Origin of the sequence: Legionella tunisiensis, from assembly GCF_000308315.1 — a bacterium.
Lineage (GTDB): Bacteria > Pseudomonadota > Gammaproteobacteria > Legionellales > Legionellaceae > Tatlockia > Tatlockia tunisiensis.
The window spans coordinates 24,993-35,777 of the sequence record NZ_CALJ01000072.1 but is presented as its reverse complement, the minus strand read 5'-3'; the positions used below and the strand labels follow the sequence as shown (position 1 = coordinate 35,777).

Here is a 10,785-nt window from a genome sequence, read left to right as displayed (position 1 = left end):
GCTTGAATTCAAGCCTGAACCCCATAGATTTTGCAATAAAATTTTCTGTATCTTAATTGCAAGTTAAGCGCTTGTTTGACAGCGATTTAAATAATCTTTTGATTACAAGGAGAGTTTATGTTTTTTCCATCGACACTGAAAAATGCAATAGCTGGATTATTAGTCTTACTTTTTTCCTATGGTATTCAAGCGGGGACAATTGGAGATACCGCTCATCATCCCCTGCAACAAGGAAAATGGAATTTATCAATTAGTGGGGGTATAGCTGATACCAAATTTACTGATCCATCCACGGTATTACGTTTTTCAGGTATTGATATAAATGGGAATTTAAACTTGTCGGGTGTACTTGGTGCTGGAAATGATTACTATTTTGATAAATTGTTTTCAACACATTATTTTTATGGTTTTGGTATTAATTATGCGTACACTAACAATCTTGAATGGGGTATAGAGTTTGAGGGGACCAGGGCAAATGGGCAGCGATATCGTCGTAACACTCCAATAGGTTTTTTGATCAAACCTATAGCAGCTATGAGTCTTATTCGGGTTACCTACAAAGCATCTACTATTTTGATAACCATTTAAAAATATTTGATTATTTTGTTCACCCCTTTGTTGGCGCTAAACTTGGTATCAGCTTCAGGCCTGAAATTATTGTTTCAAATGATTTGCTCGACGGCACTCTAGTGACTTTTGATGGTAGTTCAAGCGCTATTTTTTACAAAAGCAGTTCAAGCTTATCGGGCGGGATTTATACGGGTTTAATGATGAATGTTAAAGAAAATCTTGCTGCATTTGTTAAAATTGGAATTATGGTAAGTGATGGCTTGTTGGGGCATAATCTATTCAATAAAACAGTACCAATCCGCCCCATTCAAAAAGCTAGTGTCAGTAATTCTGGGTCAATAATATCCATACCAGTAATGATTGGAGTAAAAACATTTTTTGGTTAACGTGTGGGGGTTGTGGAGAACCCCTACGACTACTCAGCAAGATCACTTATTTTGGGGGTTCAAGATTGAAACGAAGTATTCCCCATGTTAATTATGATATTGTGAGAAATGCACCTAATGAAATAGCTTATGGGATTAAAATTGGCAAACAATTCTAATTTTTGACACATGTCTAGCGTTTTATAATGGAATATTTAATAAAATTCAAGGATTAAGTGCTCGATGAAAAAATCATATTAGTTATTTTTTAATCCTTAGTCAGAGTGGATGTCAAATAGCTGATAAAACGAATCCAGTGCCTGCTGCGCTGGAAGGCTCTGTACAAATGAAGGAGTTTCCTGGTGTTCGAACCGAATTCACCGACTCTTCCAACCCTCTAATCAAAAGGCAATCCCTTGAACGGATAAAACAATTAGCAAAAAATTACCCAGATACAATGTTCCACCAAAAAATTTTTTAGCCTGCTGATTATTTCTGGTGGAGGAGATTATGGTGCTTTTGGTGCAGGCATTCTTAATGGTTGGACAAAATCTGGAAAACGTCCTTCTTTTACGACAGTAACTGGAATAAGTACTGGAGCATTAATTGCTCCTTTAGCATTTGCTGGACCGAAATACGATAAGCCTCTAAAAGAGGTATATACCACGATCACTTCTAAAGATGTGATAACAGACAAACCAATCTTATGGACTCTTGTCACTGGTGGTGACTCGCTAAAAGGGGATAAGCCATTACAGAATTTGTTAGACCGTTACATTACACCTCAATTGCTGGATGATATCGCCAAGGGATTTTATCAAGGAAGACGTTTATATGTCGGTACTACCAATCTTTATTCTAGAAAATTAGTGGTATGGGATTTAACTCGTTTAGCTGCCAGTCAGAATCCCAAAAAATAATTCTATTTAAAAAAGTATTATTGGCTTCCGCAAGTATTCCAGCTGTGTTGCCTCCTGTCTATTTTGATGTTGTTTATCAAGGGAAATCCTATAATGAAATGCATGTCGATGGCTCAACAACCTTTGCTGTCTTTTAAGTCGCTTAGGCTCTGATATTCATACTGCACGGAACTATTTTAAATTAAAGCAGAAGCCTAATATAAAATATTTGTTATCCGGAATAATCAAAATCGTTTTCCTTATAAGATAATCAAACCAAAACTACTTTCCATTGGCCGACAAGCATTGGATAGTGTGCTCGTGGCGCAAGGGAGCGCGGATGTCATTTTCATTTATTTATGTTCCTTGCTACAAGGCGTAGATTTTAATCTAACTTATGTGCCTGCAAATTACGTCTCCAAATCCGATGAGATGTTTGATAAGCAGCGAATGAATGAGCTATTCCGGATTGGTTATAATAAAGCAGTTCGCGGCAATTTCTGGGAGAAAATTCCCCCTGATGTTATTGCATTACATAAAGATACAGATACTCTATCAGCGAATTAAAGATTAATAAGTAGTCAATTAACTGGGCTCGGATGATAGAATTCCCAGCTCATCTTGTTTACTCCTTATAAAGGGATGTAATCTTATAATCAAAAATTATAAGATTGACTTCTAAACAATTGCCGCCATCAAATTATTTATTCCGTTGTTTTAAAGCGAAATAAACAACTCCTAAAACAAGCCCATAAACCAAATGGCCCATCAAAGAAGGTAAATTTTGTTTAAACCCTTCCATAGTCCATTTAATAAACAGAGGTTCGCCTGAAGAAAGATAAGGGAGAATTGGTCATAGGGCCTGCTACCCACATTGCAAAACCGAATAACAACCCAAGAATGACTGCCAAAGACCAGGACTGAAGCAACCAATCCAGAATAAGGGCAAAAACCACACCACTGCCAATACTCATGATTGCATGAACTAAAAAACCACCAGCTTTGGTCGGCATATTAATCATACTTCCTAATGTTTCAAGCATCCCTCCCATTACTAAAAAAAGTAAACACAACACCTGCGATAATTCCAGCAATAGCTCCATGCCACATGCATCTTACAGTACACATATAAGCTCCTTGTAAATTATAAAAATCACCTACATCTTACTAATAAATTTCTTTGCTGGTAGGGTCTGAAGCCTTTTATCGTTCGTGAAAAAATATTTGTTTCGCATGGGCATGCGGCGACATATCATACAAAACAGCACCAACGTCATGTGGTAACGGCTTCATCCACGGAGACTTTTCTAAAGCAGCAGTAGCTTGTTGAAATCCCATGGCCATTCCTTCTGAGATAGCAATCGGTGAAAAGGCATAATCCTTAGAAGACAAATCAGTAGGTAGACCGTGACGGTGAAAACGAACCATAATCATGGTAGTTTTACAGCCTAATTTTCTTAACTCTATTGCCTTCGGATTTTTTTCATGTCATCAGAAAGCATGTCATATAGTTCAGAAATAGCATGGCGCATATCATGTGCTTCGCAAAATGATTGAATTACACGCTTATAATTACTGGCATAACTGATATCTTTATGCTTTAACAATACTTGATCCAGGTTAGAAGGTATATTACCTTCAGCATCGAACAGCTGAACCATGAAACACAAAGTACTCGTACGAGGTATATCATTCAATATCACTTCGAGAGGAGTATTATTGATTATTCCGCCATCCCAATAGAGAACGCCATCAATTTCTACCGCGGGGAAACCAGGAGGCAACGCACCGCTGGCCATAATGTGCTCAGGATAAATTTTATGAGTCTTCGTATCAAAAAGGACTTGTTCACCATTGTCTACCCTTGCGGCAGATAAAGTAAGACGAACCTTCCCACTGTTCAAAATATCAAAATCAATCAATTTTTCCAACGTCGCACGAAGATTAGCAGTATCATAAAAACTAATTTCCTTAGGGGATGCCTGAAACTGAAAATAGGGATTTACAAAACGAGGTTGAAAAAAGCCCGGCTGACCAAAAAGTAATGTGGCTTGTGCATGCCATTGATTATAAAAATTTCTCATATAATCATCAGTACCGAAAACATCAAACCATTCGCTTGGCTCGGATGTACTGATTATTCGCCAAAATTCTTTCAGTTTATCTAAACGGTTTTCTGGTTTGTTGCCGGCAACAATTGCTGCATTAATTGCACCAATGGATATACCGCTAACCCAATCGAAATGATAGCCGGCATTATGCAATGCCTCAAAAACACCAGCTTGAAAAGCGCCTAACGCTCCGCCACCCTGAAATAAAATGCGATTCTAGTCCAGAGTTTTCTTTTAGCCTTAGTAACCATCTAAATCCCTTAGCATAGTTATTAAATTTATAGTTTATCTAACCACTTGATGTAAAAAATAAATGCCCATTTTATTTTGCAACGTAAACTATATTTAATAATCTTAGCACAATACTTATATCAATCACTCCTAATCCGTAACAAGGTTATTAGCCAGCCGTTGCTCATTCACTACAGCAATCACCCGTTTGCAACTATTGTGGGCACTTTGTTTCACTACGTCCTTGGTTATCCAGTATGAGGTTCACCAAAAATTATTCATACATCTATGAAGTAAAGACATTAGAAGCAAATGAAGCAGAGCCTGGTGAAGTACTGGCCGTTGTCACCACCATGGGGTGGTTGTGTTGGTGAAATGTGGGCTCTAAAGGCTTATCCGGCATTTCAAGAACAAGAGGCGACATTTGATGCGTGTTGTAAACACTCCAAGATTTAAGAAAGATTTCCAGAACACATTATTTAATATTTCTTCCTTGGTTCATTTGGATAATTTAATATAAGCAGCCTAGGCATAAATAGCCTTGAATACTGGTTCGTGCATTGCGCCTATATCAAAAATATTATCTGAATAACCAAGCGCCTTAATTCTAAAAAATTGAACAAAAATAATTTTACCTCTTCCTTAATGTGCTGAATTTCCATCAGATTGTCCTGTTTGATAAAGGTCGCCTTATTATCCTGAAAAAACCGTTGGCTTCTACTACGAATGCCCTCCGTGCGCGACCTGATATCCTCTCCATAGCCACAATCAGGCAATTTTAATTACTAAGCCAATAGGTAACTGCAATCAAGCCAACATAGGAAAACTTTGCTTACGCTTATATTCCATCAAGCCTACCCTTGTTAATAAATCCTTAATATTATTCTTTTAAAATGAAGAAGTTTGTTAATGAGCACATTTAAGAATGTCGTCAAAAAAGCAGTTTCTTAAGAAAAAAAACATGACCCTTATCGCTTGAACGTTAGTGATTATAAAACGCTCGTTCCTTATTTTTTCAATAAATATCAAATTGATTTACCTTATGTAGTTAATGGCTCAACTACATTAGGTCGCCGAATGGCGGCGCAAAACTATTTAGATATACAAGCCGAAATTGAGGCCTGTCAAAATGAAGAGTTTGTATATGCACAACAAGTTATTGAGAATTGGTCACCTCCGGGTGTTTCATTAGGTGGAAAATATCGACTCAATCAAAAAATACTAAATACTCTGATTTTCAAAAATACTATCCAGAATTATATGCTGCGATTAAAGATGAATTTTTATACGCAGATGGTCGATTAAAGGAATTATCCGATGGCCGAAAACTAAAGCTAAATAATGTTATTAAAAGATTAAAGTGCCATAAAAAATTAGATGACTATCGACGAGAGAAACTTGATGCCTTATACAAGCGTAGAGACCAGGTATGCCTTAATAAACGTCAAGCCATAGAAGAAATACAATCCATCCAAGCTTCTCTGGCAGAGGGTGAAAGTGTAGTTTATTTTTTTACAAATAATCATTCCCAAGGCTCTGCTCATTTTGAAGTTTTATTGATAAAGCGCGATCAAACTCTTAAACCGGTTCACTGGTTCTTGCATGAAAGTAATATTTTTGATTCAGTAGATTTCGACAATATGTTTGTTACGGATTTATCTCCCTTTGTTACTTTTCAGTATGATGAGAGTATAGAGGCGCTCAGTGAAGATCCCATGAAACGACTACAACCCCAGGTTGATACTGATTCATGTGGCGTATTAGGGCTTCTGTATCTGAAAGAGTTATTGAAAAACAATAGCAAACAACTTGAACTATTTTCATTTACTGTGCCTGTCTATTCAGTTAATGCCCAGGAGAGCAGCGAGGAAATCAATCATAAACATTTGTTGTTTTTCCCATCGCCCCATGTATTACGTTATTCCCAATCGAGATTCTATAACAATATCCTCCTGGCAATGGTGCAAAGTACAAATGATGAAGAAGTTATTAAGTATAAAAATATCTCCTATAAAGTAAAACTTTACATTGTATTTTAAAAGAATCGATTATTATCGCGAGGCAAAACGATGATCCTGCGGTAACTCAGCTCGAAAAACTATGGGTAAACTTACCTGACTTTAGAGAAAAATGGCTAAAAATTTACCATGAAGTTGCCCAAGAACGTCAAAAAATGCAAGGTAAATCAACTAATCTATTTCTAGCCTACAAAGGCAACCGCATGAAAGAAATTGTAAATAATACCAATAAATCAACTAGCGCTGACGTTTCTTCACGGCGGCCTCGACAGAGGCCTGTAATACCTACGTCAGACATTGAGGTGACTTATAATCCGATATATGAATCCGCATTTTCAACACGCACAGCACACACTTATAGAGCCTTCTCTTTCTTTAAACCACTGGAACCAGCTTTGGTTGGCTACAATCCGTTCTATAAGAGTGCAGAAGAAGAAAAAAAGAACGAATAGAAAAAATTTATGGCTAATAATATGCATATGACGTCCGGTCTTTCCTTTTTCCACTAGTGTCCAGAGTCTTATGCATTTTTAAAGAGTCATAGCTAGTATGACTCCATACAGCGTAAACACTCCTTTACTATCCTCCTGATGATATTAATTTTTGAAACATACCATTAAAGTCTTGGTAGATTTTGATATTTAATAAAACCCTTGATTCCCATGCGGTAGCATTATCTACTCACCAGTGGGATAAGTTTCAGGTAAATCATCAGGACTTGATTGATTTTCCATTGATAAAGCAGTGAGTGCGCTGGTCTTATCCATGTGAATAATGCCATCAAATTGGTAAGGTAACTGGGAAAAATAATAATGACTCAGTCGCTCTGACTCCGGCACATAGATAACACCAATAGCCCTTTGTAATCTAGCATGTTTCAGCAGGTCTATTAGATGGCTTTTGTCACGTAAGTTTAAAAAGAAATTATTGGTTGATAACTTATGAAATAATGCCTCGTAGCTAGCTTCAAGAGCTGGCAGTACTGTTTTAATTTCAGCAGGATAATCCCAATCAGATGCGGCCATTACCGTACCAGTATAAGTAGAAAATCCTAAAAGATAAGCACTTGTATCATAGTGTTCGCGAACAATTTGGCCTAAATTCACTTCCCCTCTATCATTCATCTCTGTCGCTCTGGCATCACCAACATGAGAATTATGCGCCCAAACAATAACTTTAGCTGGCAAATTGCTTTTTGATTCAATGTGAGCAATTACATTGCTTAAGGTTTGAGCCATATGGTTATCGCGGAGATTCCAAGATATTGCTCGGGGTTCAAACATAGCCCGATAATATTCTTCAGCATTTTTTACTAAGCGTGCATTTTGATTGGCGTAAAATTCTGCTTCGCTCAGCAAGAACTTATCGGCGTTAACTTTTGAAAATGTCTGGTGCTGCATTTCTAATAATTGCTCTTTAACTTCCTTGATACATGAATGTTTCAAATGTTGATTGACAAAATAACCATACATTTGTGGATCCATGGCTGTATGATCAAAACAAGCATAACGATTTTTAGCTTGTTCTGCTAAGTCAGGCTGTTGTGATGCTAAAAACTCTATAATAGCCTGCATCGAATCGTGTAAACTATATAAATCTAATCCATAAATTCCAACCTTGGCTTTTACATCAAGATTATCATTGTACTGTCTCAACCAGTGTAAAAATGCAGGTATTGTTGTATTAGCCCACATCCAGGTTGGAAAACGGGTAAAACGATTCAGAGCGTTTCGCTCATTCCGGACGTCATTACTACCTAGAATATAGCGGTGCATTGAATAAACACTAGGCCAATCACCTTCTATAGCAATAGCCTTAAACCCTTTTTGTTCAATTAATAATTGACTTAAAGCAATACGAGTTTGATAAAACTCTTCTGTCCCATGAGTTGCCTCACCCATTAAAACAATTCGTGCCTCACCGATGCTGTCAATAATTTTATCAAAACCAGAAGAGGTCTTAGCGATTTCAATAGGATTAATTGCTTTGTTTAAAAGATCAACGAATCTATCATCAATTACCAGATTGGCCATGATTATTCCCTAACGATTTACCATCTCAACTAATCTAGTTTCAATTCATTATTTACATAATTTAAAAGATCAGCCTCAGAAAAATGAACTAAATCTTTTGATATTACATGAGCTATTAATTTTTCAACCTGTTTATTTAGATTCTTTAATAAGAGACCATGCATATGAGGAGAGGAGACCAAGATCAACTTTTCATAGGCATTTACGCTGTTGCCATGTTCAAGCATCTTAGTAATTTCTTTTGAAAATCTCTCAATTTGAATTTCTTTGGGATCTGATTCTTGACTATAGGTCCCATGTGCATGCGCTGAAGATTGGTATCGACCTGGTTTATCCGATGTAATATCGATATCCTTTAATTTATTTTCAGAATGTTCTATTTGTTTAACTAAGACTAAATTATTTTTTGAATATTCATATAGTCTACATATGGTTGAGTCGAACACTACAAGCCAAGTTAATTGCTGTGATTTCATAATATCTCCCTGTTAATACCTTCCAATCCAGCCAGATCGCTGAGGTGTTAATAAAAGTCTATTTCTAGCAATAAATACCTCTGTCATAGCGAAAGATTATCAGAAATTTCCCTATTTTATATAGACCATGTTTTAATGTTGCACAACCAGAATGTTATTTCATGATTTAGAAATGAACTATGCACATCACATCAATTTGTAGGTGAAGATATAGACAGTAATCAAAGGTCGTATCCTTACTACAATGAGAAAGAACTTGGCTGTAATTGCATATATTCTGACAATTGAACTCTCAATGCTGTAGATAAAGCATCATTAATTGTTTTTGATGGCTTATCAGTTGGTAACTGCGGATGAGTTGTTTTTATTTTATCTATCGCTTGAGTACAGGCCGTTAAATATTGGTTGACCAAAAACTCATAATCGTCCACAGTAAAATCAACTTCTGGATGAAAATATATTGGCCTTTTATGCAGCATTTTCTGATAGGTAACTGCCATGTGTTCTAAGGTTTGAATAGAAGAAGCCAAATTAATATTTCCAGGCATTTTAGTCGCTTCAACAAGATATTCCTCAAGAGACTGAGGGGAATGATCAGCATCAATAATAACTAATTTTCCGTTTGCAATTCCCCAATTACCCTCATTCATTACAAGATCTTGTATAAACGTTCCAGCAACAGCAAGCTTTGCTAAACCTTGCTCACCAACTTGGCCGACAACTTTTTGTCGTATCGCCTCTTCAATTTCCAACTCACCAGTAGTGACTCCCTTACGATGATTTAACTTCATCAACGTCCGTGTGGATTGGGTAACAATGCTTTTGAAACCAGTAAAATTCTCTATAAACTCCGAAGCAAGGTAATTTTCAGCGTCAACTACTTCACCACCTGATGAGATATACTGGCCATTTTTCTCATAAATAAGTTTAATATTTGGAATAGTTATACCAATGTTCTCTCGAACAAAATAAAGGTTATGCATACCTAAAAGAATATTAGAATACCTATCTCTTTTTTCTACCCCCTCTTCACTTACTTTAAGGAGATATTTTTTACCTTTAATTACACATATTTTACCTGCGCTTACTCCATTCATTTTTTGTTGGCACGCTCTAATATCGCCAGCCACATGATGAATTGCCAGTTCATGACTCATATCTGTTTGATTTAATTGCCAACCAGGGAATGATTGAGCAGGCAATGCAACGCTAGTCGCATTAGAGTATTGTGGAGAAAAAAATGTTTTTTGATTCCAAGGGACTACACCTGTTTGAGTATTCGTGTCTGTATTAACTTGTTTTTGTGGTTTAGCCTCTACAGTAGGTAATATTGCAAGCAATGCTAAAAAAATACTAGTTTTTGCAAGCTTGAGAATTTATTAAAATCTCTTCCCTGAGGAAGAAAAATAAATGACTCCGATTTTGGTAAGTATGAGAACTTATTAAAATCTTTTCCCAGAGGAAAAAAAGCAAATGAATCCAACTGTTTATTTCTTTTTTATTTACAGCAACGCGTTGTTTTTGATTAAATTTATGCTGTGTGTGATACGTTGAGCGATGAGGCGCTTTGCCCTTAAAATTACTTCTTTTTTCCCGCATTAATAGACCATAAAATAAGCAAATAGAGCCATATGCTATCAATTATAGCTTAATGAATTATTAAGACGTTCTTATTGAGCTGGATATTAATTTCTATGCCCCTGTGGTCCATACTTTACGCGAGGTCAAACCGCATTTCTTTTGCGGCGGTGGTTAAAAATTAATCTGACGCGGAGGGTTTCTTAGCCGTTTTACTGTCAAATACGCTCTTAAAATAAATAGAAATGTCGTTCTCGATTTGTACTACTAGTGCGTGAATAGCCTGTCTGATTGGCTCTGTAACCTCAAATTGAAATTTGAGGTTGTTAACTTCTATACCATACAAAATCAAATTTTTCGGTAATAAATTAAGTGTTTTTCCCATCTCTATCGTATTTGCCATTCCAAATTCATGCGTTGATTGTACTGAATTAATTGCTTGAATTTCTTCATTTTTAAGATAAAGCAGACTACCTGTTTTTGCGCCTGTTCTCACGGCATCAA

At 36.4% G+C, this 10,785-nt stretch carries 14 protein-coding genes; 6 read left to right on the top strand and 8 right to left on the bottom strand.

Annotated features, from left to right (window positions below):
• Positions 1-117: 117 nt before the first annotated feature.
• The 4 genes from BN58_RS05825 (at position 118) to BN58_RS33025 (ending at position 2,401) form a co-directional block, all read left to right on the top strand.
• On the top strand, positions 118-588 hold the full coding sequence (locus tag BN58_RS05825) for a hypothetical protein (RefSeq protein ID WP_019216036.1): 471 nt from the start codon (positions 118-120) through the stop codon (positions 586-588).
• A gap of 101 nt (positions 589-689) precedes the next feature.
• Entirely contained in the window at positions 690-956 is a 267-nt protein-coding gene (locus tag BN58_RS05820) for a hypothetical protein (RefSeq protein WP_019216035.1), read from the top strand.
• 422 nt (positions 957-1,378) lie between these two features.
• On the top strand, positions 1,379-1,855 hold the full coding sequence (locus BN58_RS33030; protein WP_332247932.1) for a patatin-like phospholipase family protein: 477 nt from the start codon (positions 1,379-1,381) through the stop codon (positions 1,853-1,855).
• A gap of 300 nt (positions 1,856-2,155) precedes the next feature.
• Entirely contained in the window at positions 2,156-2,401 is a 246-nt protein-coding gene (locus tag BN58_RS33025; protein ID WP_026069288.1) for a hypothetical protein, read from the top strand.
• 242 nt (positions 2,402-2,643) lie between these two features.
• Here BN58_RS33025 and BN58_RS22530 read toward each other — a convergent pair whose 3' ends face one another.
• The 4 genes from BN58_RS22530 to BN58_RS30590 all read right to left on the bottom strand — a co-directional run bounded on the left by BN58_RS22530 (position 2,644) and on the right by BN58_RS30590 (position 4,600).
• Entirely contained in the window at positions 2,644-2,937 is a 294-nt protein-coding gene (locus tag BN58_RS22530) for a hypothetical protein (protein ID WP_232220379.1), read from the bottom strand.
• A gap of 100 nt (positions 2,938-3,037) precedes the next feature.
• Complete coding sequence (locus tag BN58_RS33020) at positions 3,038-3,262, bottom strand: DUF3734 domain-containing protein (protein WP_232220378.1); 225 nt, start codon at positions 3,260-3,262, stop codon at positions 3,038-3,040.
• A 35-nt stretch (positions 3,263-3,297) separates the two neighbouring features.
• Positions 3,298-4,098, bottom strand: a complete 801-nt coding sequence (locus BN58_RS22525) for a patatin-like phospholipase family protein (protein WP_019216030.1) — start codon at positions 4,096-4,098, stop codon at positions 3,298-3,300.
• A gap of 364 nt (positions 4,099-4,462) precedes the next feature.
• On the bottom strand, positions 4,463-4,600 hold the full coding sequence (locus BN58_RS30590) for a hypothetical protein (RefSeq protein WP_156812380.1): 138 nt from the start codon (positions 4,598-4,600) through the stop codon (positions 4,463-4,465).
• 551 nt (positions 4,601-5,151) lie between these two features.
• Between BN58_RS30590 and BN58_RS30585 the strand changes: the two genes are divergently transcribed.
• Both BN58_RS30585 and BN58_RS30580 read left to right on the top strand, forming a co-directional pair.
• The gene (locus tag BN58_RS30585; protein ID WP_156812379.1) at positions 5,152-5,481 is read left to right on the top strand and encodes a hypothetical protein; all 330 of its coding nucleotides are present in this window, start codon (positions 5,152-5,154) and stop codon (positions 5,479-5,481) included.
• A 293-nt stretch (positions 5,482-5,774) separates the two neighbouring features.
• Positions 5,775-6,215, top strand: a complete 441-nt coding sequence (locus BN58_RS30580) for a hypothetical protein (RefSeq protein ID WP_156812378.1) — start codon at positions 5,775-5,777, stop codon at positions 6,213-6,215.
• A 656-nt stretch (positions 6,216-6,871) separates the two neighbouring features.
• On the opposite strand, the gene BN58_RS22520 is transcribed toward BN58_RS30580, so the two are convergent.
• From BN58_RS22520 to BN58_RS28145, 4 genes are all read right to left on the bottom strand, one after another.
• Positions 6,872-8,227, bottom strand: a complete 1,356-nt coding sequence (locus BN58_RS22520; RefSeq protein WP_019216025.1) for an erythromycin esterase family protein — start codon at positions 8,225-8,227, stop codon at positions 6,872-6,874.
• 29 nt (positions 8,228-8,256) lie between these two features.
• On the bottom strand, positions 8,257-8,703 hold the full coding sequence (locus tag BN58_RS05765) for a host attachment protein (protein ID WP_019216024.1): 447 nt from the start codon (positions 8,701-8,703) through the stop codon (positions 8,257-8,259).
• A 239-nt stretch (positions 8,704-8,942) separates the two neighbouring features.
• Positions 8,943-10,043 (bottom strand): hypothetical protein, encoded by a 1,101-nt coding sequence (locus BN58_RS05760; RefSeq protein ID WP_019216023.1) that lies wholly within the window; start codon positions 10,041-10,043, stop codon positions 8,943-8,945.
• Between the two features lie 419 nt (positions 10,044-10,462).
• Positions 10,463-10,777: a hydrogenase maturation protease gene (locus tag BN58_RS28145; protein ID WP_051131847.1), complete on the bottom strand. Its 315-nt coding sequence runs from the start codon at positions 10,775-10,777 to the stop codon at positions 10,463-10,465.
• Positions 10,778-10,785: the final 8 nt, after the last annotated feature.